21 protein-coding genes, 3 tRNA genes and 1 pseudogene are annotated in these 24470 nt (G+C 61.8%); 16 read left to right on the forward strand and 9 right to left on the reverse strand.

Annotated elements, in window-relative coordinates:
* Positions 1-432: 432 nt before the first annotated feature.
* Positions 433-508, reverse strand: a tRNA-Asn gene (locus G9C89_RS07795).
* Positions 509-573: 65 nt separating this feature from the next.
* The gene (locus G9C89_RS07800; RefSeq protein WP_172147102.1) at positions 574-1770 is read right to left on the reverse strand and encodes an amino acid aminotransferase; all 1197 of its coding nucleotides are present in this window, start codon (positions 1768-1770) and stop codon (positions 574-576) included.
* Positions 1771-1945: 175 nt separating this feature from the next.
* On the opposite strand from G9C89_RS07800, the gene uvrB reads away from it, so the two are divergent.
* Positions 1946-3961 carry an excinuclease ABC subunit UvrB gene (uvrB, locus tag G9C89_RS07805; RefSeq protein WP_172147103.1) on the forward strand — a complete coding sequence of 672 codons (2016 nt, stop codon included), beginning with the start codon at positions 1946-1948 and terminating at the stop codon, positions 3959-3961.
* Positions 3962-4128: 167 nt separating this feature from the next.
* On the opposite strand, the gene rdgC is transcribed toward uvrB, so the two are convergent.
* Positions 4129-5049: a recombination-associated protein RdgC gene (gene rdgC, locus G9C89_RS07810; RefSeq protein WP_172147104.1), complete on the reverse strand. Its 921-nt coding sequence runs from the start codon at positions 5047-5049 to the stop codon at positions 4129-4131.
* A 300-nt stretch (positions 5050-5349) separates the two neighbouring features.
* Here rdgC and G9C89_RS07815 point away from each other — a divergent pair.
* From G9C89_RS07815 to G9C89_RS07830, 4 genes are all read left to right on the forward strand, one after another.
* Positions 5350-5425: transfer RNA gene (locus G9C89_RS07815), tRNA-Val, on the forward strand.
* 20 nt (positions 5426-5445) lie between these two features.
* A tRNA-Asp gene (locus G9C89_RS07820) sits at positions 5446-5522 on the forward strand.
* 189 nt (positions 5523-5711) lie between these two features.
* A complete protein-coding gene (locus tag G9C89_RS07825) occupies positions 5712-6428 on the forward strand; it encodes an FKBP-type peptidyl-prolyl cis-trans isomerase (protein WP_172147106.1) in 717 nt (238 codons plus the stop codon).
* Between the two features lie 414 nt (positions 6429-6842).
* Positions 6843-7292: a YkvA family protein gene (locus G9C89_RS07830; protein ID WP_172147108.1), complete on the forward strand. Its 450-nt coding sequence runs from the start codon at positions 6843-6845 to the stop codon at positions 7290-7292.
* Between the two features lie 111 nt (positions 7293-7403).
* Here the strand turns inward: G9C89_RS07830 and G9C89_RS07835 are convergent, their stop codons facing one another.
* Positions 7404-8102 carry a substrate-binding periplasmic protein gene (locus G9C89_RS07835; protein ID WP_172147109.1) on the reverse strand — a complete coding sequence of 233 codons (699 nt, stop codon included), beginning with the start codon at positions 8100-8102 and terminating at the stop codon, positions 7404-7406.
* A 176-nt stretch (positions 8103-8278) separates the two neighbouring features.
* Between G9C89_RS07835 and G9C89_RS07840 the strand changes: the two genes are divergently transcribed.
* Genes G9C89_RS07840 through G9C89_RS07850 form a run of 3 tightly spaced genes read left to right on the forward strand, consistent with a single transcriptional unit; the run spans position 8279 to position 9429 of the window.
* Entirely contained in the window at positions 8279-8599 is a 321-nt protein-coding gene (locus tag G9C89_RS07840) for a helix-turn-helix domain-containing protein (RefSeq protein ID WP_172147111.1), read from the forward strand.
* Entirely contained in the window at positions 8596-8961 is a 366-nt protein-coding gene (locus G9C89_RS07845; RefSeq protein WP_172147113.1) for a hypothetical protein, read from the forward strand. The genes G9C89_RS07840 and G9C89_RS07845 overlap by 4 nt, the downstream gene beginning before the upstream one ends.
* A complete protein-coding gene (locus G9C89_RS07850) occupies positions 8962-9429 on the forward strand; it encodes an SEL1-like repeat protein (protein WP_172147115.1) in 468 nt (155 codons plus the stop codon). It begins immediately after the preceding gene.
* Between the two features lie 162 nt (positions 9430-9591).
* Here G9C89_RS07850 and G9C89_RS07855 read toward each other — a convergent pair whose 3' ends face one another.
* Both G9C89_RS07855 and G9C89_RS07860 read right to left on the reverse strand, forming a co-directional pair.
* Positions 9592-11352 carry a bifunctional diguanylate cyclase/phosphodiesterase gene (locus tag G9C89_RS07855; RefSeq protein WP_172147117.1) on the reverse strand — a complete coding sequence of 587 codons (1761 nt, stop codon included), beginning with the start codon at positions 11350-11352 and terminating at the stop codon, positions 9592-9594.
* A 105-nt stretch (positions 11353-11457) separates the two neighbouring features.
* Positions 11458-13539: a carboxy terminal-processing peptidase gene (locus tag G9C89_RS07860; RefSeq protein ID WP_172147119.1), complete on the reverse strand. Its 2082-nt coding sequence runs from the start codon at positions 13537-13539 to the stop codon at positions 11458-11460.
* A 126-nt stretch (positions 13540-13665) separates the two neighbouring features.
* On the opposite strand from G9C89_RS07860, the gene G9C89_RS07865 reads away from it, so the two are divergent.
* The 4 genes from G9C89_RS07865 (at position 13666) to G9C89_RS07880 (ending at position 18073) form a co-directional block, all read left to right on the forward strand.
* On the forward strand, positions 13666-14631 hold the full coding sequence (locus G9C89_RS07865; RefSeq protein ID WP_172147122.1) for an NAD(P)H-quinone oxidoreductase: 966 nt from the start codon (positions 13666-13668) through the stop codon (positions 14629-14631).
* Between the two features lie 116 nt (positions 14632-14747).
* A complete protein-coding gene (gene ahpC / locus G9C89_RS07870) occupies positions 14748-15311 on the forward strand; it encodes an alkyl hydroperoxide reductase subunit C (protein ID WP_172147124.1) in 564 nt (187 codons plus the stop codon).
* 195 nt (positions 15312-15506) lie between these two features.
* A complete protein-coding gene (gene ahpF / locus G9C89_RS07875; protein WP_172147126.1) occupies positions 15507-17063 on the forward strand; it encodes an alkyl hydroperoxide reductase subunit F in 1557 nt (518 codons plus the stop codon).
* A 215-nt stretch (positions 17064-17278) separates the two neighbouring features.
* Complete coding sequence (locus G9C89_RS07880) at positions 17279-18073, forward strand: SDR family NAD(P)-dependent oxidoreductase (RefSeq protein WP_172147128.1); 795 nt, start codon at positions 17279-17281, stop codon at positions 18071-18073.
* Positions 18074-18238: 165 nt separating this feature from the next.
* Here the strand turns inward: G9C89_RS07880 and G9C89_RS25140 are convergent.
* Positions 18239-18352: pseudogene (locus G9C89_RS25140) on the reverse strand (PaaI family thioesterase); the annotation flags it as partial.
* Between the two features lie 173 nt (positions 18353-18525).
* On the opposite strand from G9C89_RS25140, the gene G9C89_RS07890 reads away from it, so the two are divergent.
* Positions 18526-19734: an MFS transporter gene (locus G9C89_RS07890; protein ID WP_172147130.1), complete on the forward strand. Its 1209-nt coding sequence runs from the start codon at positions 18526-18528 to the stop codon at positions 19732-19734.
* A 39-nt stretch (positions 19735-19773) separates the two neighbouring features.
* Entirely contained in the window at positions 19774-21174 is a 1401-nt protein-coding gene (gene lpdA / locus G9C89_RS07895; RefSeq protein ID WP_172147132.1) for a dihydrolipoyl dehydrogenase, read from the forward strand.
* Between the two features lie 101 nt (positions 21175-21275).
* On the opposite strand, the gene G9C89_RS07900 is transcribed toward lpdA, so the two are convergent.
* Positions 21276-22199, reverse strand: a complete 924-nt coding sequence (locus G9C89_RS07900) for a DUF6685 family protein (RefSeq protein ID WP_172147134.1) — start codon at positions 22197-22199, stop codon at positions 21276-21278.
* A gap of 151 nt (positions 22200-22350) precedes the next feature.
* On the opposite strand from G9C89_RS07900, the gene G9C89_RS07905 reads away from it, so the two are divergent.
* Both G9C89_RS07905 and G9C89_RS07910 read left to right on the forward strand, forming a co-directional pair.
* Complete coding sequence (locus G9C89_RS07905; RefSeq protein WP_172147136.1) at positions 22351-22572, forward strand: DUF2835 domain-containing protein; 222 nt, start codon at positions 22351-22353, stop codon at positions 22570-22572.
* A 129-nt stretch (positions 22573-22701) separates the two neighbouring features.
* Positions 22702-23730 (forward strand): quinone-dependent dihydroorotate dehydrogenase, encoded by a 1029-nt coding sequence (locus G9C89_RS07910; RefSeq protein WP_172147138.1) that lies wholly within the window; start codon positions 22702-22704, stop codon positions 23728-23730.
* Positions 23731-23860: 130 nt separating this feature from the next.
* On the opposite strand, the gene rmf is transcribed toward G9C89_RS07910, so the two are convergent.
* Positions 23861-24076: a ribosome modulation factor gene (rmf, locus tag G9C89_RS07915; protein WP_090496816.1), complete on the reverse strand. Its 216-nt coding sequence runs from the start codon at positions 24074-24076 to the stop codon at positions 23861-23863.
* Positions 24077-24470: the final 394 nt, after the last annotated feature.

Genomic DNA, 24470 nt, shown 5'->3' on the forward strand with positions numbered 1-24470 from the left:
CGCGGCCCCGGAGGGTGAGCTTGGGCGAATAACCTGGGACGCAGTCCCAGGTGAGAGTCCGACAGAAACAAAAAAAGCTCCGGGATTAACCGCAGGTAATAAAAAACCCGGCTGGATGGCCGGGTTCTCGAATTTGGCTCCGCGACCAGGACTCGACAGCGCAGCTGAACGCGCTTCAGCGTGGCCCCGGAGGGGTGAGCTTGGGCGAATAACCTGGGACGCAGTCCCAGGTGAGAGTCCGACAGAAACAAAAAAGCCCCGGTATTAAACGAGGCTCTTGAATTTGGCTCCGCGACCAGGACTCGACAGCGCAGCTGAACGCGCTTCAGCGTGGCCCCGGAGGGGTGAGCCTTGGCGAATAACCTGGGACGCAGTCCCGGTGAGAGTCCGCAGGCAATAAAAAACCCGGCTGGATGGCCGGGTTCTCGAATTTGGCTCCGCGACCAGGACTCGAACCTGGGACCCAATGATTAACAGTCATTTGCTCTACCGACTGAGCTATCGCGGAACAACGGTGCGTATCCTACTGATTAGGAAGGGGAAGTCAAGTATCTCGGACTTCCCCTGGCCGGTTCAGAGAACCTGGGCGATGGCCTGGGTAACGACCGGCAGATTACGCTGGTTGAGCGCGGCGACGCAGATACGTCCGGTGCCAACGGCGTAGATGCCGAACTCGTTTTTCAGACGTTCCACCTGTTCGGTGGTGAGACCCGAGTAGGAGAACATGCCACGTTGCTGGGCGACGAAGCCGAAGTCGCGTTTGGCGCCCAGGGCGGCCAGTTGTTCGACCATGGCCATGCGCATGGCGCGAATGCGCTCACGCATTTCGCCCAGTTCGGCTTCCCACATGGCCCGCAGTTCGGGAGTGTTGAGCACTGCCGCGACCACGCTGGCACCGTGGGTCGGCGGGTTCGAGTAGTTGGTGCGAATCACCCGCTTGAGTTGCGACAGCACCCGGTTGGTTTCATCTTTCGAGCCGGTGACGATGGACAGCGCGCCGACCCGCTCGCCATACAGCGAGAACGACTTGGAAAAGGAGCTGGAGACAAAGAAGGTCAAGCCGGATTCGGCGAACAGGCGCACGGCCGCGGCGTCTTCCTCGATGCCGTCGCCAAAGCCCTGATAGGCGATGTCGAGGAAGGGTACATGCTCGCGCTCACGGAGGATCTCGAGAATGGCCTGCCAGTCGTCCATGCTCAGGTCGACGCCGGTCGGGTTGTGGCAGCAGGCGTGCAGTACCACGATCGAGCGGGCGGGCAGGTTCTTCAGGTCTTCGAACAGGCCGCCGCGATTCACGCCATTGCTGAAGGCATCGTAATAGCGGTAGTTGCGCACGGGGAAACCCGCTGCCTCGAACAGTGCGCGGTGGTTTTCCCAGCTCGGATCGCTGATGGCAACCGCTGCATCAGGCAGCAAGCGCTTGAGGAAGTCCGCACCGATTTTCAAGGCGCCAGTGCCGCCCAGGGCCTGGGCGGTAATCACCCGGCCTTCCTTCATCAGGGCCGAGTCGGCGCCGAACAACAGGGTCTGCACGGCCTGGTCGTAAGCGGCGATGCCCTCGATCGGCAGGTAGCCACGGGGCGCATGGGTGGCCGTCAGCGCATTTTCTGCTTCTGCCACGGCCCGCAATAGCGGAATTCGCCCATCTTCATTGGTGTACACGCCAACACCGAGGTTGACCTTGGTGGGGCGGGTATCGGCGTTGAATGCTTCGTTGAGGCCCAGGATGGGGTCGCGCGGAGCCATTTCGACGGCAGAGAACAGACTCATGGATGCGGCAGCTCGAAGGAAGAGGGATAAATGTCTGCAACGCCCCGCTAGGGGTTGCGTAAGTGGGCCGGTAGTATAACGACCCATAACGTGTGTCGCGACAGCGGGTACACGCATTTCAGCTGTTTTGACGTACGCTTTCAGATCGCGTCACAGTCGTTTGTCGAGGTTAGTCATGTCCAAGTTCCAACTGGTCACCCGTTTTCAGCCTGCCGGCGATCAGCCGGAGGCGATTCGGCAGATGGTGGAAGGCTTGGAGGCGGGTTTGTCGCACCAGACCCTGCTCGGCGTGACCGGCTCGGGCAAGACCTTCAGCATCGCCAACGTGATCGCCCAGGTCCAGCGTCCAACCTTGATTCTGGCGCCGAACAAGACCCTGGCCGCACAGTTGTATGGCGAGTTCAAGAGTTTCTTCCCGAACAACGCGGTGGAGTATTTTGTTTCTTATTACGACTACTACCAGCCAGAAGCCTACGTGCCGTCCTCGGACACCTTTATCGAGAAGGACGCCTCGATCAACGACCATATCGAGCAGATGCGCCTGTCGGCGACCAAGGCGTTGCTGGAGCGGCCGGATGCGATCATCGTCACCACGGTGTCGTGCATCTACGGTCTGGGTAGCCCCGAGTCCTATCTGAAAATGGTGCTGCACGTCGATCGTGGCGACAAGCTGGATCAGCGTGAACTGCTGCGCCGCCTGGCCGACTTGCAGTACACGCGCAACGATATGGATTTTGCCCGTGCCAGCTTCCGGGTGCGCGGCGACGTGATCGATGTGTTCCCGGCGGAGTCGGAGCTGGAAGCGGTGCGTGTCGAACTGTTCGACGACGAGGTGGAGAGCCTGTCGGCTTTCGATCCGTTGACCGGCGAGGTGATCCGCAAGTTGCCGCGTTTCACCTTCTACCCCAAGAGTCACTACGTCACCCCGCGCGAGGTGCTGCTGGAGGCGGTGGACAAGATCAAGGTCGAGTTGGCCGAGCGCCTGGATTACCTGCGCAGCAGCAACAAGCTGGTCGAGGCGCAGCGTCTGGAGCAGCGCACCCGCTTCGACCTGGAGATGATTCTCGAGCTGGGCTATTGCAACGGCATCGAAAACTACTCGCGCTATCTGTCCGGGCGCGGGCCGGGCGAGCCGCCACCGACCCTCTACGACTACCTGCCGGACGAGGCGCTGCTGGTGATCGACGAGTCCCACGTCTCGGTGCCGCAGGTCGGGGCCATGTACAAGGGCGACCGCTCGCGCAAGGAAACCCTGGTGGAATACGGCTTCCGCCTGCCCTCGGCGCTGGACAACCGGCCGATGCGCTTCGAGGAGTGGGAGGCGGCCAGCCCGCAGACCATCTTCGTCTCGGCCACGCCGGGCAACTACGAGGCCGAACATGCCGGGCGGGTGATCGAGCAGGTGGTGCGGCCGACCGGCCTGGTCGACCCGCAGATCGAGGTGCGCCCGGCGCTGACCCAGGTCGATGACCTGCTCTCGGAAATCCACAAGCGCGTGGCACTGGGCGAGCGGGTGCTGGTTACCACGTTGACCAAGCGCATGGCCGAGGACTTGACCGACTACCTGGCCGATCATGGCGCCAAGGTGCGTTACCTGCACTCGGATATCGACACGGTGGAGCGGGTCGAGATCATCCGTGACCTGCGCATCGGCACCTTCGACGTGCTGGTCGGCATCAACCTGCTGCGCGAAGGTCTGGACATGCCGGAAGTGTCGCTGGTGGCGATTCTCGATGCGGACAAGGAAGGCTTCCTGCGCAGCGAGCGCTCGCTGATCCAGACCATCGGTCGCGCTGCGCGTAACCTCAACGGCCGGGCGATTCTCTACGCCGACCGCATGACCGGCTCGATGGAGCGCGCCATCGGCGAAACCGAGCGGCGGCGCAACAAGCAGATCGCCTTCAACTCCGTCCACGGCATCACGCCCAAGGGCGTGTTCAAGGACGTCCAGGACATCCTCGAAGGCGCCACCGTGCCGGGCTCGCGCAGCAAGAAGCGCCGGGGCATGGCCCAGGCCGCGGAAGAGAGTGCACGCTACGAGAACGAGCTGCGTTCGCCGAGCGAAATCGCCAAGCGCATCCGCCAACTGGAAGAGAAAATGTACCAGCTGGCCCGCGACCTGGAATTCGAGGCCGCCGCACAGCTGCGTGATGAGATCCACAAGCTGCGCGAACGCCTGCTGCAGGTGTGATTACTGGCGGGGCAGGTCTGCTGACGGTTGTTGATTCTGGCGGGCTCATGAGCAGCGCCGCAGTTGCGGGCCGAGCATGTAGCCTGGATAAGCCTTGACGTAATCCGGGAGGCGTTCCCGGATTACGCTGGAGCTGATCCGGGCTAGCGGATTGTTCCCGGGCGAGCTTAGATGCCCTGGGGCGTCTCTTCGCCACCCAGGGCTTCGAACAGCGCGGGGAGGAACTCGACGAAGGTCAGCATCATCAGGGTGAAGCTGGCGTCCTGTTGGCCGAGGGCGTCGTCGCCGCCATCCTGTTCAGCCTGATCCTGCAGCAGGTCCTCAAAGCGCAGGCGTTTGACCACCAGTTTGTCGTCGAGCATGAACGACAGCTTGTCCTGCCAGGCCAGCGACAGCTGGGTGACCTGTTTGCCGGAGGTCATGTGCAGCTGGATTTCGTCGCCGGTCAGGTCCTGGCGTTTGCAGCGCACCACGCCGCCATCTTCGTGGGTGTCGCGCAGCTCGCATTCGTCGAGCACATGGAAGTCGTCGGCGGCTTTCTGCGTCTTGACCCACTCGGTCATGGTGGCGCTGGGGGCAATCTTCACGGTCAGTGGGCGTACCGGCAGCGAGCCGATGGCTTCACGCAGGGTGGAGAGCAGGTCTTCCGCGCGCTTCGGGCTGGAGGCGTCGACCAGAATCAGGCCCTGTTTCGGCGCGATGGCGGCGAAGGTCGCCGACTTGCGGATAAAGGCGCGCGGCAGGAAAGTCTGCACGATGTCATCCTTGAGCTGGTCGCGTTCCTTCTTGTAGACCTTGCGCATCTGCTCGGCTTCGATCTCGTCGACTTTCTCCTTCAAGGCATCGCGCACTACGCTGCCGGGCAGGATGCGTTCCTCCTTGCGCGCCGCGATCAGCAGGAAATCGCCGCTGGCATGCACCAGTGGCGCATCGCCGCCTTTGCCGAAGGGGGCGACGAAACCATAGGTGGTCAACTCCTGGCTGGCACAGGGCCGCGCCGGTTTGGCGGCCAGTGCGGCTTCGAGTGCCTCGACATCGAAGGGGACGTTTTGGGTGAGGCGATAAACCAGCAGGTTACGAAACCACATGAGGGGGTGACTCTCCATATAACGTGAAAGTCGCGAAGCGACGCCATCCTTCTATCCTTCTCCCCCTGGGAGAAGGTGGCGCGCAGCGACGGATGAGGGAAGCGGGTATGCCGCGAGCGGCTCTTTATGCTTCGGGCGCCTCTGGCGGCCTACCCGTTAACGCAAAGCGCGCATTATTCTCCCCTTGGCGCCTCAGGCCAACCCTGCGCTAAGCCTTTGGCACGTCGATAAAAAATTTTTAAATCAGTGCTTGCCAAGGTGAGGTCGGCTGTCTAGAATGCGCCCCACTTCGAGAGTGAAGGGTGATTAGCTCAGCTGGGAGAGCATCTGCCTTACAAGCAGAGGGTCGGCGGTTCGATCCCGTCATCACCCACCAATTCGCTTTTGAAGTTACGCGCAGCGGTAGTTCAGTCGGTTAGAATACCGGCCTGTCACGCCGGGGGTCGCGGGTTCGAGTCCCGTCCGCTGCGCCATTTTTTTACCTCGCTCCATCTCTGCTATGCCCCTTCCGCAATACTCGCTGTATCCCTTCGAAAATCCGCTTAAACACCTGAACTTATACGCATTTTCTAGTTCGTATCCTGGTAGCCAGTGATTGCGGCAGCCTGCTAAGCTCGCGCCTTCACTCGATTGCCCTAGGGCGCACCGAACAAGGAATAAGCATGAAACAGCATCGTTTAGCGGCGGCGGTCGCTCTGGTAGGCCTGGTTCTCGCGGGTTGTGATTCGCAAACCAAGGAAATCAGCCTGGAGACTCCGGCGCAGAAAGCCTCCTACGGTATCGGCCTGAACATGGGCAAGAGCCTGGCGCAGGAAGGTATGGATGACCTCGATTCGAAAGCCGTGGCTCAAGGCATCGAAGATGCCATCGGCAAGAAAGAGCAACGCCTGAAAGACGACGAGTTGGTCGAGGCTTTCGCGTTCCTGCAGAAGCGTGCCGAAGAGCGCATGGCTACCATGAAGGAGGAGTCGGCCAAGGCTGGTAAGAAATTCCTCGAAGAGAACGGCAAGCGTGAAGGGGTGGTCACCACCGAATCCGGTTTGCAGTACGAAGTGCTGAAAAAAGCCGAAGGCGATCAGCCGAAAGCCACTGACGTGGTGAGCGTGCACTATGAAGGCAAATTGACCGATGGTAGCGTGTTCGACAGTTCTATCGAGCGCGGTAGCCCGATCGAACTGCCTGTCAGCGGTGTGATTCCTGGGTGGGTCGAAGGCCTGCAGCTGATGCATGTCGGCGAGAAGTACAAGCTCTATATCCCGAGCGAGCTGGCATACGGCGAGCAAAGCCCGACTCCGGCAATTCCGGCCAACTCGGTACTGGTGTTCGAGTTGGAACTGCTGGAAATCAAGGCCGCCGCCGCTGCTGGTGCCGAGCAGTAAGCGCTAGGCGTTTGACGAACCAGGAATAGTTCCGGGTTCGACAGGTCGCCAAGGTTGCAGACAACGCCCCGTTTCGACGGGGCGTTGTCGTTTCTGTCGATTAAAAAATCGAACCCGAGACTGACTGGCGGGTCGGAAAAAAGACCAGAATGGAATTCTGGCGTCATGGTTATGCACATTTAACCGGGCACCTGACATGGCCTTGCCATGCGCTTCTTGGAAAACTCTTTGCAAATTTCAAGTTATTGATTTAAAACAACTTTAATGGCTGGATAAAAAATGTCCGATCTGAAGCGAGGCCGCATGGGCTGGGCGTTTGATAGGCTCATCTGAAATCTGTTCACAAGGTTATCCACAGCTTTAGTGGATAACCCAAGCCAGCCCAGCAGACATGCGGGTTGCCGAGGAATACCCATGAAACAGCCGTGGAATTTTTCCAGTTATCTACGTACTGCACAGGTTTTTTTACGGCGCGGTCGGTTACCTGCCCTGCTGCTGGCGGTAGCACGCAAGAGTGCAAGGCAAGGCGGGCGCTTCAGCGCTTTGAAAGAAGATTTGCGGCTCCTGCAAGGTCTCTGCATGGCCTGGTGGCGCGGTGAGTATCGAGCGATCAGCTCGCAGGCGTTACTGGCGGTAGTGGCGGCGCTGCTGTATTTCATCACGCCACTGGATGGGCTGCCGGATTGGTTGCCGGTGGTTGGCCTTATCGATGATCTGGCCGTGCTGGCCTGGGTGCTGCGCACCTGGAGCGATGAGCTGGCGGCATTTCGGGCCTGGCGGGAAGCCCAGACGCCCGAGACGCTCGAGGTTATCGAGCGCTTGCCGGATGGGCAAAACCCGGCGTTGGAAAAATCGAAGCCCTGAGAGGTTGTGAAAAAACTCGCGCCTACTGCGACCGCCTTGACGTGACGCAGTAGGCGCCGACCGATTACCTCGGGCGGTGCAGCCTTGCCGGCGCGGCACAACGCTGGCGGGTTACTGGGGAGGCCGCCCGGGGATGTCATCGAGCATTCGTGCGATCGCACCCGAGTCGCGCAGTTCCAGCAACACCTCATCCAGCCTGTCGGCACTGATCGGCAGGTGCTGACCATAGATGCAATACAGGTCATAGCGCTGTATCACCCAGTCACTGAAGTGCAGCGGCAGCTCCGGGCGTTGGGCCAACTTGTAGGCCAGGGGGCGGCGCATGTCGATCAGCGCATCCAGCCGTTGCCTGCTCAACAGGTTCAGCCCGCTGTCGAGATCACGGACATTCTGGCGCGTCACCAGTTCACGCGCGAAGGCCTCCATCAACGGCAGGCTGTAGATATAGCCGAGCTGGGTGCCGAGGACTTTGCCGTGCAAATCTGGCAGTCCTGTCACGGGCGCTTGCCGGTCATGCAGAAGGAGTACGTCCTCCTCCTGGTAAAGTTTGGCTGACCAGCGATAGCGCTGTGGTTCGGCCACCCAATCCGGGTTGGCGTTGCAGATCAGATGAATGCGTCCGCGCTGAATGAACTCTTCAATGCGCCTGTTCGGGGTCTCGACGAAGTGCACCTCGAGATTCAGGCGTTGGCCGACCCGGCTGCCAAGTCGGTGGGTGAAACCACCAAGCAGTTGATGATTACGGACCTCGACATAAGGCATGCCGTCGGCAGGGGAGAAGCCCCAGCGCAATGCTTCTGCGCCGCTCATGGCACTCCAGCAGCCCAGCAGAAGAATCGCCAGTACTCTCAAAATACCCCCGCAGCATCGCCCTGACAGTGTCAAGGCAGTATAGGTCACGCCCTTTAGAGTATCGGGCTGTTAACATAGCCCCCTGCAAGGAAGGTGCTGAGGCTGTCGGTACTGCTTTCCACGGAGAGTCGAGAATGAAAGTGCAAGTAATCAAACGTGATGGCGAGCCCGAATATGCGGTACTGCCCTGGGCCGATTACCTGGCCTTGTTGCAGGCCTCGGGCCACGTTGCGCAAGTGCCGGAAGCGGCTGCGGGTGCAGTCAAGCCGGCGCTGAGCGAGTTGACGCGTTTGCGTGAAGAAAAGGGCTTGTCGCTGCAGGAGTTGGCCCGTTCGGTGGGGGTCAGTCCGCATTATCTGGGCATGATCGAAAGCGCCGAGCGCGAGCCGGATGCAGCCATCAAGCGGGCCTTGGCCTGGACGCTCGGGGTCGCAGGCTGGGAGGAGAAGCTTTGAGCGTAAGTATCAGTCGTCAGCATTGGCAGGCCTTGCTCGATGAGTTGGAGGATGCCCGGCGTCAGCGTCATCTGCTGACCTATCGGGCCTTGGTCGAGCGTCTGGCCTTGCCAACCCCGGCGATGCAAACGCTCACCGCTGCGTTGGAGCATCTGGCGGCCCTGGATGCCCGTGCCGAACGGCCACTGCGCAGCGCCCTGGTGATCAGTCAGGGAGCGAGTCGGTTGCCGCGAACCGGATTCTTCGACTGCGTGACTCGTCTTGGCCGCTTTAACGGTGCTTCGGACGGCGTAGCAGCCGCGTCCTGGCATGCGGCCGAAGTGGTACGGGTGTTCGAGTTTGATTACACCGAGGAGCTCTAGGTGCTTTGGCGACTGCGGGCGCGGATAGGCTATGGCGTGGCCCGGCGACTGTTCCACTGGTCGTGGTTGGTCAAGCAGCCACGCGGCTGGCGCTGGCTTGAAGGCCAGTTCGCGCGCATGGCCAACCTCGGCGATGTTGCTGCGCAGAGCTTCTACGGGCATATCCTGCTGTTTCGTGGCCAGGGTTTTGGCGCCCGTGAAGAAGGCGTGCGTCTGTTGCGTCTGGCCGCCACTGGTGGCGATGCCAAGGCCGCCTATCGGCTCGGCGTACTGAGCCTGGCGGGTGATACCCGGCAAGCCGCCGATGGCCTTGAGGCCGCACGCTGGTGGACGCTGGCGGCCGCGGCTGGCCACCCCCTGGCCGCCCAGCGCTTGGCCGATCTGTATCGCGAGGGCGGCCCGGGCTTGCCGGCCGATACCGAACTGGCGGCACGCTTTGTCCAGAGGGCCCGGGAGCTGGGATTGTAGCGGGGTAGAGGAGGATCCTGCGGGGGGCGCAACGCTGCCCGCTTGGCTATCCCGGTTGCCGTGATCGGCGATCCGAGGGCGCCGCAGGAATGCCGCAAGCTGGCGCCTACGCTCTGCTTATTCCCTGATAAGAATTTCAAGCCTGTGAGCGAGGTGATTGGCTTACGCCGACAGCTTGTACGTATCGATGATATGCAGGCTGTAGCCGGGCACCGCCTTGGCGTGGCGTTTAGCCTCGGATGCCAGGCCGGCGAGCTGGCTGGCGTCCAGTTGTGCGCACTGTTCCGGGCGCAAGTGCACCACGCCCAGTGACAGGGAGAGCAGCGCGAACTCCTGGCGCTGGCCCTGTCGGCTGTGGGCGACCAGGCAACCCGCTTGCAGATGCTCGTCGCTGTAGAAGCGTCGGCACTGACTTTGAAAGTCTTCCAGCAGGCGATTGAGGCGGGCGCGCCAATCGTGCGAGCCGAGCACCAGCAGGAAGTCGTCGCCGCCAATATGGCCGACGAAATCGCGGGCAGGGTCGACCCGCTCGCTCAGGCATTGCGCCAGGCTCAGCAGTACTTCATCGCCTTTGGCATAGCCATAGATGTCATTGAACGGTTTGAAGTTGTCGATATCCACATAGCAGATCACAGCTTCACGGGCTTGCTGCAGCAGGCGCGTCAGGCATTGCTGGATAGGTACATTGCCCGGTAGCAAGGTCAGCGGGTTGGCGTAGCGTGCCTGCTGGATCTTCAGTTCGGTGATCAGCTTGAGCACATCGATCACCCGCCCCAGCCCCAGATATCTGCCGTCCTGGGTGATGATGAAGTCCTCCTCGATGCGCTGACGGGCACGGCTGGTGAGCAGGCGGCTGACCTTCTGTAGGGACTGCTTCAGTTCGACGGCGAGGAAGTCATGGCTCATCAGGCGGCTGATCGGCTTGCGGGCGAACAGGTCGGTGGCAAAGGGCTTGAGCAGCGCTTCGGACAGCGCATGGCGGTTGACGATACCGACCGGTTGCCCATGCTCATCGACGACGGCCAGGGAGTTGAGGTTGGCCTGGGCACGGAAGGCTTCCAGCACCTCGGCGATCGGCGTGTGCCGGGCTACTGCCGACTGTTCGTTGAGCAGGGCGCTGAGGTTGCTGCCTTCCTCACTCAGGACCAGCGCATTGCCGTTGAGCTTTGGCAGCAGCTGGTGTGCGTCCTGTGGCGGTTGTTCCTGCGGGCGACAGAGCAAGTAGCCTTGCAACAGGTCAATGCCCATTTCCGCCAGTACGACGAGTTCTTCTTCCAGCTCGATACCTTCGGCAATCACCTGGGCGCGTGATGCCTTGGCCATCTTCAGGATCGAGCCCACGAACTCGCGCTTGACCGCATCCTGATGAATGCCGTCGATGAAGTGGCGGTCTATTTTCACGTAATCCGGGCGCAGTTCTGACCATAGGCGCAGGCTTGAATAGCCAGCGCCCAGGTCGTCCAGGGCAATCGAGAAACCCATGGCGCGGTAATGATGCAGGGCGGTGTCGAGGAGGGCGAAATCCTCGGTGGGCGACTGCTCGGTCAGCTCGATCACCACCTGACTGGGAGGGATGCCATAGGCTTGCAGCAGTTGCAGGGTACGCCCGGGTTGATGGCCGGGCTCCAGCAGTGAGTCCGGGGATACGTTGAGAAACAGCTTGCCTGGCAGTTGCAGTTCGCTGAAGCGCCTGCAGGCATTTTTTCGACAGGCCACTTCTAGCTCGCCCAGTCGTCCGGCAGAGCGTGCCACGGCGAACAGATTGATTGGCGAGTGCAGTGGGCTGTTGGAGGGGCCGCGGGTCAGGGCTTCGTAGCCGAGGATACGGCGTTCGGAAAGGCTGATGATCGGCTGGAACAAACTATGCAGGTCGCCGTGAGCGAGAATATGGTTCAGCGCGCTCAGTTGCTCGGTGACGGTCATGACGGGTCTCGATATCCAGAAAAAAGGCAGGGGCTGATATCGCTATCAGCCCCTGCATTTCACGACAGATTGATGACCCTTTGATGACAGCCGTAAGCGGCTAACTCACTGCTTGGCCAGCCGCGAACTCAATCCCAGGAAGTCCAGCAGGATATGCCCGCTTTCGGCGAGGAAGGCATCATCTTCCGGCTTGGTTTTTTCAGGCTCGACCGGCGCGGCGTCTTCGTCCTCCTTTTTCAGTTCGCTGAGCAGGTCTTCACCCTTGGCTTTGCGGCGGCTGTTCTCGATCACCAACTGCTGCGCTTCTATATCGGTCTGTTGCGCACGGCGTTTGCCTTCGTTGAGGCTGACGCGGGTTTCATCCATGAGCTTTTGCGCCAGAGCGAGGCGCTCGCGGGTGAAGGTGAAGTCCGGATTCTTCGCGGTACGGCTATCGTAGCGAGTCTGCAGCTCCTCCAGGAACGGCTGGATCGGATCCAGTTCGGGGGTGATCGCCGCTTTGATGCTGTCCCACGGCAAGGCCTCGGGCAGGGCGCTTTCGCCGATTTCCTTGGTGTCCATCACGTCGGGGTACTGGATATCCGGGATCACCCCCTGGTGCTGGGTGCTTTGCCCGGAAACGCGGTAGAACTTGGCCAGGGTCAGCTTGAGCTCACCGTGATTGAGCGGTTGAATGGTCTGCACCGTGCCTTTGCCGAAGGTCTGGCCGCCGAGGATCAGGGCGCGGTGATAGTCCTGCATGGCGCCGGCGAAAATCTCCGAAGCAGAGGCGGACAGGCGGTTGACCAGTACCGCCAGGGGGCCTTTGTAGTAGATACCGGTATTTTCATCCGCCAGCACATCGACCCGGCCGTCGCTGTTGCGGACCAGTACGGTTGGTCCCTGGTCGATAAACAGCCCGGTCAGTTCGGTGGCTTCCTGCAGGGAGCCGCCGCCGTTGTTGCGCAGGTCGATGACCACGCCGTCGACTTTTTCCTGCTCCAGTTCGGCGATCAGGCGTTTGACGTCGCGGGTCGTGCTCTTGTAATCCGGATCGCCGGCGCGAAAGGCCTTGAAGTCCAGATAGAACGCGGGAATCTCGATGATGCCCAGTTTGTAGTCGCGCCCTTCGTGGGTGAGTTGCAGCACGGATTTCTTCGCGGCCTGCTCCTCCAGCTTGACCGCTTCGCGGGTGATGTTGACCACCTTGCTGGTCTCGTCATTCGGCGCGTTGCTTGCCGGAATCACTTCCAGGCGCACCAGCGAGCCTTTCGGGCCGCGGATCAGCTTGACCACTTCGTCCAGGCGCCAGCCGATCACGTCGACCATTTCGTCGCTGCCCTGGGCAACGCCGATGATCTTGTCCGCCGGTGCAATCTGCTTGCTCTTGTCGGCCGGACCTGCGGGTACCAGGCGCACGACTTTGACGTGCTCGTTGTCGCTTTGCAGCACCGCGCCAATACCTTCCAGCGACAGGCTCATATTGATGTCGAAGTTCTCTGCGCTGTCCGGGGAGAGGTAGCTGGTGTGCGGGTCGTAGGACATGGCAAAGGCGTTGATGTAGGCCTGGAATATATCCTCGCCGCGGGTCTGGCGCAGGCGTGCCTGTTGATTCTTGTAGCGCTTGACCAGCAACTCCTGAATTGCCTTGGGTTCCTTGCCGGCGATCTTCAGGCGCAGCACTTCGTCTTTGACGCGCTTGCGCCACAGGTCGTCCAGCTCGGCCAGGTCCTTGGCCCAGGGGGCCTCTTCACGGTCGATCAGCAGGCTCTCGTCGACACTGAAGTCAATCTTGTCGACGCCTTGTTCGAGGATGTTCAAGGCAAACTGCAGGCGGCTTTGCAGACGCTCCAGATGGCGCTTGTAGATCAGGAAGCCCGGTTCCAGATTGCCGCTTTTCAGCAGGTCGTCGAACTCGTTGCGCCACTGGTCGAATTCGGCGATGTCACCCGCGGTGAAGTAACTGCGCGAGGGGTCGAGCATCTTCAGGTAACCCTGATAAATCTTCACCGAGCGCTCGTCGTTGAGCGGCGGCTTGTTGTAATGGTGACGATTGAGCAGCTCTACGACGTTGAGGCTGGCGATGACCTGCTCGCGATTCGGCTGCAAGTACTCCCACGGATCGGCACTGGTGGTTTTCGCAGACAGCGGCAAAGCACTTAAACCGAGGCTAAGGGCGAGGAGGGTGCTAAGCAGTGATCGCTTCATGCTGACTCGACGTAAGGACATTTGATAACGCATATTAGGCCATCTATCTGGGCGCCAGGTTCCATCGGCGCAATGCAAAAGCCGACGTTAAATGTCGGACTCGGTTAAATGCACTATGGAGGCAGCGTGAAGGCATTGCAAGGCGTGGAAGGGCGCGTGGAGTGGGCGGAGCAACCCACCCCGGCCTGTGATGTAGGGCAGATTCGTATTCGCGTGGCAGCCGCCGGCCTGAACCGGGCCGACCTGTTGCAGTGCGCCGGTCTGTATCCGCCGCCGCCGGGGGCCAGCGATATATTGGGCCTGGAATGCGCCGGCGTGGTCAGTGAGGTCGGCGCTGGCAGTGACTGGAAGGTGGGCGATCGGGTTTGCGCGCTGCTGGCCGGCGGCGGCATGGCCGAGGAGGTGGTAATCGATGCACGGCACGCCTTGCCGGTGCCCGAAGGCGTCTCCCTGCATGAGGCGGCTGCCTTGCCGGAGGTGTATGCCACGGCCTGGCTCAACCTGTTCCAGTTGGCGGGCTTGAAACCCGGGGAAAAGGTCCTGTTGCATGCGGGGGCCAGTGGCGTGGGGTCGGCGGCGATCCAGTTGTGCAAGGCATTTGGCAGCCCGTGCTGGGTCAGCGTCGGCTCGGCCGAGCGGCTGGCCTATTGCGAAGCCCTGGGTGCCCAGGCGGGCGTGTTGCGTGGCGACGACAACCTGCAGGCCTTGCGCGATTTCGCCCCCTTCGATGTGATCCTCGATCCGGTTGGCGGCAACTACGCCGCGCTCAACCTGGAGTTGCTGGCGCTCGATGGTCGCTGGGTGAATATCGGTCTGATGGGCGGTCGCAAGGCCGAGCTGGATCTGGGCTTGCTGCTGGGTAAGCGCATTCAATTGATCGGTTCGACCCTGCGCAGCCGCGATGATCAGTTCAAGGCCGATCTGCTGCGCGATCTGCAGCAGCAGGTGTGGCCGCTGTTTGCCGAAGGCCGGCTGAAGCCGCAACTGGCGCGCAGTTTCCCGATCGGGGACGCGCAAACGGCCTTTGCCGAACTGGCGAGCAACCGGGTTAACGGCAAACTGGTGTTGGTGATAGACCCGACCCTGACCTGAAGGCGGGTTTCGATTGGCTTAATCAATCGAAACCATGGCGGCAATCAATAAGCTTTCTGCGCTGAAGTGGCTAAGATGCGCCCTGTAGCTTCTTCAACCCTCACAAGGAATTAGAGATGTCCCTCATCAACACCCAGGTTCAACCCTTCAAGGCCAACGCTTTCCACAACGGCAAGTTCATCGAAGTCACCGAGCAGTCCCTCAAGGGCCAGTGGTCGGTTCTGATCTTCATGCCGGCAGCCTTCACCTTCAACTGCCCGACCGAGATCGAAGACGCTGCCAACAACTACGCCGCGTTCCGTGATGCCGGTACCGAGGTGTACATCGTCACCACCGACACCCACTTCTCGCACAAGGTCTGGCACGAGACTTCCCCGGCTGTGGGCAAGGCCCCGTTCCCGCTGATCGGCGACCCGACCCACGCGCTGACCCGCGCTTTCGGCGTGCACATCGAAGAAGAAGGCCTGGCCCTTCGCGGCACCTTCCTGATCAACCCGGAAGGCGTGATCAAGACCGTGGAAATCCACTCCAACGAAATCGCCCGCGACGTCTCCGAAACCCTGCGCAAGCTGCAAGCCGCCCAGTACACCGCCAGCCACCCGGGCGAAGTCTGCCCGGCCAAGTGGAAGGAAGGCGAGAAGACTCTGGCTCCCTCCCTGGATCTGGTTGGCAAGATCTAATAGTGCCGATCCGTAGGGTGGATGACGCTGTGTTCATCCACCACTGCTGATTGTCAATGGTGGATGGGTGAAGCGTCATCCACCCTACGCCAGCCTTTAAGAGCCTTACCCGATTCTTAACGGTCCCCGATGCCCGGGCGTGATCCGTCCGGGCATTTTATTGCCCCGAATTTTTGTCATTGAGGACTTCCCGTCATGTTGGACGCCAATCTGAAAGCCCAGTTGAAGACCTACCTCGAGAAGGTCACCCAGCCGTTCGAGATCGTCGCGTCCCTCGATGACAACGACAAATCCCGTGAACTGCTCGGCCTGCTGCAAGACATTGTCGGCCTGACCGACAAGATCACCCTCAAGACCGATGGCAGCGACAGTCGCACGCCGTCGTTCTCGCTCAATCGCCCCGCGGCGGATATCAGCCTGCGTTTTGCCGGTATTCCCATGGGCCACGAATTCACCTCGCTGGTGCTGGCGTTGCTGCAGGTCGGTGGTCATCCCTCGAAGACCGCCGCGGACGTGATCGAACAGATCAAGGGCATCGAGGGCGAATTCAATTTCGAAACCTACTATTCGCTGTCCTGCCAGAACTGCCCGGACGTGGTCCAGGCGCTGAACCTGATGGCGGTGCTCAACCCCAATATCCGCCACGTCGCCATCGACGGCGCGCTGTTCCAGGCGGAGGTCGAAGCGCGGCAGATCATGTCGGTACCGAGCCTCTATCTGAACGGCGAGCTGTTTGGCCAGGGTCGCATGGGTGTGGAAGAAATCATCGCCAAGATCGACACCAACGCCGGTGCCCGCGATGCCGACAAGCTCAACGCCAGGGCGGCCTTCGACGTGCTGGTGGTCGGCGGTGGCCCGGCTGGCGCCGCCGCGGCTATCTATGCCGCGCGCAAAGGCATCCGTACCGGGGTGGCGGCCGAGCGTTTCGGCGGCCAGGTGCTCGATACCATGGCCATCGAGAACTTCATCTCGGTGCAGGAAACCGAAGGGCCGAAGCTGGCCCGCGCCCTGGAAGAACACGTCAAGCAGTACGACGTGGACATCATGAACCTGCAGCGTGCCAGCGCCATCATTCCGGCCAGGCAGGCGGGTGGCCTGCATGAGGTGAGGTTCGACAGCGGCGCGTCGCTGCAGGCCAAGACCCTGATTCTCGCCACTGGCGCACGCTGGCGGGAGATGAACGTACCCGGCGAGCAGGCCTACCGCGGCAAGGGCGTGGCCTACTGCCCGCATTGCGATGGTCCGTTGTTCAAGGGCAAGCGGGTGGCGGTGATCGGTGGCGGCAACTCCGGCGTGGAAGCGGCCATCGACCTGGCCGGCATCGTCGCCCATGTCACCCTGATCGAGTTCGACAGTCAGTTGCGCGCCGATGCGGTGCTGCAGAAGAAACTGGCCAGCCTGGCCAACGTGACCATCATCAAGAGCGCGCTGACTATCGAAGTGCTGGGCGATGGGCAGAAGGTCAAGGCGCTGGTCTACAAGGATCGCAATACTGACGAGCTGCACAGCGTCGAACTGGAAGGCATCTTCGTGCAGATCGGTCTGTTGCCCAATAGCGACTGGCTCAAAGGCGTGATCGAATTGTCACCGCGCGGCGAGATCATCGTCGATGCCAGGGGCGGCACCAATGTGCCCGGTATCTTCGCCGCCGGCGATGTGACCACCGTGCCGTACAAGCAGATCGTCATCGCCGTGGGCGAGGGCGCCAAGGCTTCGCTGAGCGCCTTCGATCATCTGATCCGCAGCAACTGATGCGCTAGGCGCTCTGCGCTAAAAATCAGCGGACAACCTTGATCGGTTGTCCGCTTTTTGTGCCCGAGGCTTTATCCGGCAGAGACTGAATGGCTGGGCGCATCGTTTCGGCATATTAAATTATCATCGACATACAATTTATATATTATGAGCGCAATGTAAATGGGTGCACCCTAGCTGCACGCCCACCCTAGCCGCACTCCAGGAGACAGCTCATGAACACGCAAAACGACAAAGGCATTGCCCTGATCACCGGCGCTTCCTCAGGCATTGGTGCCACCTACGCCGAGCGCCTGGCGCGTCGCGGTTATGGCCTGTTGCTGGTGGCCCGGGATTTGTCGCGTCTGCAGGCCTTGGCCAAGCGCCTGAGCGAGGAGTACGGCGTGCAGGTCGAGGCCATGCAGGCCGACCTGACCGACAAGGCCGACCTGCTGGCCGTCGAACGGCGTTTGCGCAGCGATAGCGCCATTAGCTTGCTGGTCAACAACGCCGGCATGGCCATGAATGGCACCCTCGCCGAAGCCGATCTGGACACTGTCGAGCGCTTGATCCTGCTCAACATCGTCTCGCTGACCCGCCTGTCCGCCGCCGCTTCCGCCAACTTCGGCGCGGCAGGGCGGGGCGCGATCATCAATATCGCCTCGGTAGTCGCCCTGGCGCCGGAAATGTTCAACGCCGTCTACAGCGCCAGCAAGGCCTATGTACTGAGCCTGAGTCAGACCCTGCAGGGGGAAGTCGGCACGCTCGGCGTGCAAGTGCAAGCGGTGTTGCCGGGCATCACCCGTACCGAGATCTGGGAGCGCAGTGGCATGGACGAATCGGCATTGCCACCGAGCATGACCATGGAGGTCGGCGAGATGGTCGATGCCGCCTTGGCCGGTTTCGATCAGGGCGAACGGGTGACTATCCCTTCATTGCCGGATGTCGCCGACTGGGCCGAGCTGGTCGCCGCCCGCGCCAAGCTGGGGCCAAACCTGTCGCATAGCCGTGCGGCTGTTCGTTATAAGTAGGTGGATGGGAATAAGGCCCTGGCGCAGGTGCTCAGGGCCTTTTTATCGGCGCAATGCCAGGTGTTGAGTGTGGCGTTGGCCTGTTCGATCAGCAGTTCGCGGGCACCGTGCAGCAGCCGGTCGGACAGCTCGGGGTCGCCGACGCTGCGCGACAATAGCAAGCGGCGCCCATTCCAGCGGGATGAAATCGAGCAGATGGCCAAAGGGTGGCGAGGGCAGCTCGCCGCTGCCGATGCGGTCAAAGAATTCCTCTGGCTGCAGTTCACTGACCTGGGCCAGGCGTTGAGCTTTTCTTCGCGTGATGGGGTGGTCATGGGATGAGGCTCCTTGGTCTGCGATGAGTGGCAGGGATCGGTCAATTTAAATTATGGACATAATTTAATGATTTATATTATGGTCGAAATATTAAAGGTTGGCGACTGCCGCTGACCGCAGAACAGAGGACGCGCGCCATGCATCGTTACCCATCACCGTCCCGCAGCTTGCTGCTGATCCTGGTGGCCCTGACCGCGTTGGGGGAAATCTCCACCCAGTTGATCATCCCCAGCCTGGGCGCCATCGAGCTGATCATGTCGGCTCGCCCAGGCAGCAGCCTGCTGGCGCTGTCGGCCTTTGTCGCCGCCTTCGGCCTTGGCCAGCTGTGGCTGGGGCCGCTGTCGGACCGGATTGGCCGGCGTCCGGTATTGCTCGCCGGGTTGGCGCTTTATCTGCTGGCCACGCTGTGGATGCTCGCGGCCAGCAGCATGGGTGAATTTATCGCCGCCCGCGTGCTGCAGGGCCTGGGCGCTTGCGCCGCCCTGGTGTTGGCGCGTGCCATCGTCAGGGACGTGTGGCAGGTGCAAGCCGGTCCGGCGCTGGCCTTGACGGTCATCGGCATGCTCTGCGCCATCGCCCTGGCGCCGATGATTGGCGGGCTGTTGACCCTGTATGGCGGCTGGCGCGCGCCGATCCTGCTGGCCTTGTCGATCGGCCTTGGCGCGGTGCTGGCGGTACTGAGCCTGTACCGCGAAAGCAACCCGTATCTCGATCCGCAGGCCGGGCAGTGGCGCGGGCTGGCCGGCAACTATGCCGACCTGCTGCGCGCCGCCTCATTCCGTGCCCTGGCCCTGACGCTGGCCTGCACCTACGGGGCGATGTTCGCGGTGATTGCCGGTTCTTCGGCGGTATATATCGGCCTGCTCGGACTGAGTCCGGCACAGTACGGCATCACCTTTGGCGCGATTGTCTCGGCGCTGATTGCCGGCGCGTTGTTCACCCAGCGCAGGATCATGCAATTGGGCCCCGAGAAGATCGTCGCCATCGGTGTGGCCTTGGTTGCGGCGGGTGCTGTCGCCACCCTGCTGGTCTACCTGCTGTTCGGTTTGTCGCTGCTGGGGCTGTCCGTCCCCCAGGTGCTGGTGACCCTGGGCGGCGGCATGTTGCTGCCGGCTGCGGTGGCTGGCGCGGTGATTCCTAATGCGCATCGTGCCGGCCTGGCGGCGGGCTTTATGGGCTTTGCGCAGATGGCGGGAGCCACTTGCAGTGGTGTGCTGCTGAGCCTGCTGGCGGATGGCACGGCTTGGCCTATGGTTGGCTTGAACGCTTTATTCGCCGTAGCGGCGTTTAGCGCCTTTCATCTGCTGCGCCCACGGCCGGCAGTGGGTGCGGCGCTGGCTCGGTAACCCCGCGCAACCCATTTGCGCAGCCAAAGGAGCGACTGCATGAGCAGCTATGACGTGCTGATAATCGGCGGCGGACCGGGCGGCTACAACGCCGCCATCCGCGCCGGGCAACTGGGTCTCAAGGTGGCCTGCATCGAGGGCCGCGAGACCCTCGGCGGCACCTGCCTGAATGTCGGGTGTATGCCGTCCAAGGCGTTGCTGCATGCCTCGGAGCTATACGAGGCGGCGCTGGGTGGCGAGTTTGCCAGCCTCGGCATCGAGGTCGAGCCGCGTCTCGACCTGGCGCAGATGATGAAGCAGAAAGACGCCAGCGTGACGGCTCTGACCAAAGGCATCGAATTCCTCTTTCGCAAGAACAAGGTCGAATGGATCAAGGGCTGGGGGCGCTTGAACGGCCCGGGCAGGGTCACGGTGAGCCTGGCCGATGGCAGCCAGCGTGAATTGCAGGCCAAGGACATCGTCATCGCCAGCGGCTCGGAGCCGACGCCGCTGCCCGGGGTGACCATCGACCACCAGCGCATCCTCGATTCCACCGGCGCGCTGGCGCTGCCGGAGGTGCCCCGGCACCTGGTGGTGATCGGTGCCGGGGTGATCGGCCTGGAACTGGGCTCGGTGTGGCGGCGTCTGGGCAGCCAGGTCACGGTGGTGGAATACCTCGACCGCATCTGCCCGGGCCTGGATGACGAAACCGCCAAGACCTTGCAACGCACCCTGAGCAAGCAGGGCATGGCCTTCAAGCTCGGCAGCAAGGTCACGGCCGCTGCGTCCAGCGCCACGGGCGTCGAACTCGGCCTGGAACCTGCGGCTGGCGGGGCGGCCGAGCAGTTGCAGGCCGACTATGTGCTGGTCGCCATCGGCCGCCGCCCCTATACCGCAGGCCTGGGCCTGGAAACCGTTGGCCTGACTACCGACAAGCGCGGCATGCTGGAAAACCAGCAGCATCGTAGCGGCGTGCCGGGCATCTGGATTATCGGTGACGTGACTTCCGGGCCGATGCTGGCGCACAAGGCCGAGGACGAGGCCATCGTCTGCATCGAACGCATTGCCGGGCATGCCGCCGAAGTCAATTACGGCGCAATTCCCAGCGTGATCTACACCAAGCCGGAAGTCGCCACGGTGGGCCAGACCGAGGAGCAGCTGAAAGCTGCAGGGCGCGCCTACAAGGTCGGCAAGTTTCCCTTCAGTGCCAACAGCCGGGCGAAGATCAATCACGAGGCCGAAGGCTTCGTCAAAGTGCTGGCCGACGAGCGCAGCGACCAGATCCTCGGCGTGCATATCATCGGTCCCAGCGCTGGCGAGCTGATCGGCGAGTACTGCGTGGCCCTGGAGTTCAGCGCCTCGGCCGAAGACATCGCGCTGATCTGTCACCCGCACCCGACCCGTTCCGAGGCCTTGCGCCAGGCGGCGATGAATGTGCATGGCCGGGCGATGCAGGCGTGAGGCCCTGGTGGCCAAGGCTTCGCTCAGCGCCTTCGATCAGCTGATCGGTTCGGTCTGCGGCGGCTGATTGGGCGCCTGCCCAGGTCTGGCAATGGCCAAGGCTATGTCGGTGATGTCGTGCCCTGGATCGGAGCTGTCTCGGGTTGGTGCGCTGCAAGCCCTTGCAGATGGTCCACCACATCCGGTGCGCCGGCCAGGCGCAGGCCTTCACCCAGGGCGCTGGCCGCAGCGGAGTGCTTGGGCAGCAGGAGGAATTCCGGCGCACCCGGGTTGCGCAGCAGTGACAGGCGGGCATAAGGCAGGCCGGTATCCAGCAGCAGGCTCATGAACGCCGGGTCGCTCCAGGCGGCGCCGGGCATGGCCAGGACGTGATAGCGCTGTTGCAGTTCGCTCAGGCCGCTACTGCTCAAGCGATAGCGGGACAGTTCGGCGGGTAGGACGATTTCCAGTTGGCGGCGGCGTGCATAGGCGACGGCGCAGGCCAGGGCTTCGCTGTGCTGCTCGCCGCCCCAGAATATCCGCTCGCCGTGCCAGCTGGCCTGGCGCAGGCTGATGCGTTCGCCGGCAAGGAAGCGCGGCAAGGCCTGGCTGATGGCTCTGACGAAGTCTTTGTAGCTGATGATGCGCACCTGGCGGCAGGCTTGGCTGGCGGCGTAATCCTCGAAGCAGGTGAAGTGGGTCTGCTCGGGGTCGCAGTTGCTCAGGCCGTCGATCAGGCGCAGGTCGAACGACTCCAGCTGCTGCTGTTGCACCTCGACGATTTTGATCAGCACGGCATGGGCCTGGGCTTTGTCTTCCTGCACCGGGCCGGACAGGGCGCCGCGCGGCAGTTCGACCAGGCGTTGCAGTGGCGGGCCTTCGAGCCAGCAGATGCTGTCGCGGGTTGCGGGCATGGCGTTGAAGGGCAGGTGCAGGCGGCTGGCACGTTCGAGTATCAAGCGCGGCGCACGACTGCTCAAACCCAGGCGCTGGATCAGGGCGGCAAGGCGTGAGCTGAAGGAGGAGGGTTGATCGAACAGGCTCATGACCGGGTGCGAACTCCAAGGACACCGGCGCAAGTGTGGCAGAGCCACAAGGCGGTTGCACAGGCTTTGCTGGTCAAAATGGCGGGTTCCGCGCGGAGCCTGGTGGTTGCTTGTGGCAAGATTAGCGCATTCATTATGCCAAGGTGTCTGCATGGCCAGTCTGCTGCTGGATCTCGCGTTATCGGCCGAGCGCATGCGTGCGGTCTATCAGGGACGGGCCAACCGCATCCTGGTGCAGAGTCGTGATGGTCGGCGGGTCAGTGTGCCGGCCCATCATTTCCGGCCGTTCTTGACTCACGAAGGCGTCTACGGTTGCTTCGAACTGGAGTTTAACCCGGCTGGCCAGTTACTCAGCCTGCGCCGCCTGGGCTGATGCCGCTCGCCGCTGCTGCTGACGTTGCGGCCAGCACGGGCGCTGGCTCGACCTTTGCTCGCTAGCTGTTCCCCCGGCCTGTATAATCGCCGCCTTTCCGCCTTCGCCATTATCGAGCTAAGCCTGCCCATGTATACCCTGGCCCGCCAGCTACTGTTCAAACTCTCCCCGGAAACCTCCCATGAGCTGACCATCGATCTGCTCGGTGCTGGCGGACGTTTGGGGCTCAATGGTCTGCTGTGCAAGGCGCCGGCGAGTTTGCCGGTCAAGGTGATGGGGTTGGAATTTGCCAATCCGGTCGGCTTGGCGGCCGGCCTGGACAAGAATGGCGATGCCATCGACGGCTTCGCCCAGCTGGGTTTCGGCTTCGTCGAGATTGGCACCGTGACACCGCGTCCGCAGCCGGGCAATCCCAAGCCGCGGCTGTTCCGCTTGCCGGAGGCCGAGGCCATCATCAATCGCATGGGCTTCAACAACCTCGGTGTCGACCATCTGCTGGGCAGGGTGCAGGCGGCCAAGTACAAAGGCGTGCTCGGCATCAATATCGGCAAGAACTTCGATACCCCGGTCGAGCGCGCGGTAGACGATTACCTGCTGTGCCTGGACAAGGTCTATGCCCACGCCAGTTATGTGACGGTCAACGTCAGCTCACCGAATACCCCGGGCCTGCGCAGCCTGCAGTTCGGCGACTCGCTCAAGCAGCTGCTCGAGGCCTTGCGCCTGCGTCAGGAAGACCTGACCCGGGAGCATGGCAAGCGCGTGCCGCTGGCCATCAAGATTGCCCCGGACATGAGCGACGAAGAAACCGTCGAGGTGGCCAGGGCGCTGGTCGAGGCCGGTATGGATGCGGTGATTGCCACCAATACCACCCTCAGCCGGGAAGGCGTCCAGGGCCTGGAGTTCGGCGATGAGGCCGGCGGTCTGTCCGGCGCGCCGGTGCGCGACAAGAGCACCCATATCGTCAAGGTTCTGGCGGCGGAGTTGGCAGGGCGTTTGCCGATCATTGCGGTGGGCGGCATCACCGAAGGCAAGCACGCCGGCGAGAAAATCGCCGCCGGGGCAAGCCTGGTGCAAATTTATTCCGGGTTCATTTACAAGGGCCCGGCGTTGATCCGCGAAGCGGTGGATGCGATTGCCGGATTGCCGCGCAAGGGCTGAACGACGCTGGCTTTTGTGGGGAATGACGTATTACAGGCAATAAAAAAGGGCTCCCTGAAGGAGCCCCTGGGCTCTCGCCCGCCGCCCGGATGGGGCGTGCTTGATGAAGTCGGTAGATTCCTTGAGTCAGTTAGCCGACTGCGTTGAGTTCGTTGAGTCGATGGATACCGGCGGTGCCGGTCAGTCCGTCCCAGTTGTCACCGCGACCTTCGCGCCAGCCGTTTAACCAGGCTTGACGAACGGACGGAAGAGTAAAAGGACACATTTCGCGGGATTTGCCATGGATGCCGTACTGGTAGCCGCGCAAAAAAGCTCTTTCTAATGGATCACGCTTAAGTCTTCTCATAGGGTATTGCCCTCAATGTTGACTGTTATGTCCCTTAGACCTCGGCGACCTCGTCGCGAGGTCAGGCAGAAAGATCTGCCAGAGGAGAAAGCCGCTGCCGGCGTGGCGGTTCTACCTCGTGCCCTCGTCGTTGCAACGAAGGCCTGGGTAGATTTCTATCGAATGCTTGGGTGCCTGGGAATGATCGTTTTGTCATAAGGAAGTAACACTTTTGCCGCTCAGGCCATAAGGCGACACGCAAGAGGTTCTGTTTCCTGGGACTATTACCCATGGCGCGGGCGTTTGCAGCGTGCGTACTGGTGTTTCGCCACTGCGAATTAATCGCGGTTGCATGCTCTGTTTATTCCGATGAAGGGTCGCCTTGCGACGTTTTGTCACTTATTTTGGCCGTGTT

Origin of the sequence: Pseudomonas tumuqii, assembly GCF_013184545.1 — a bacterium.
Lineage (GTDB): Bacteria > Pseudomonadota > Gammaproteobacteria > Pseudomonadales > Pseudomonadaceae > Aquipseudomonas > Aquipseudomonas tumuqii.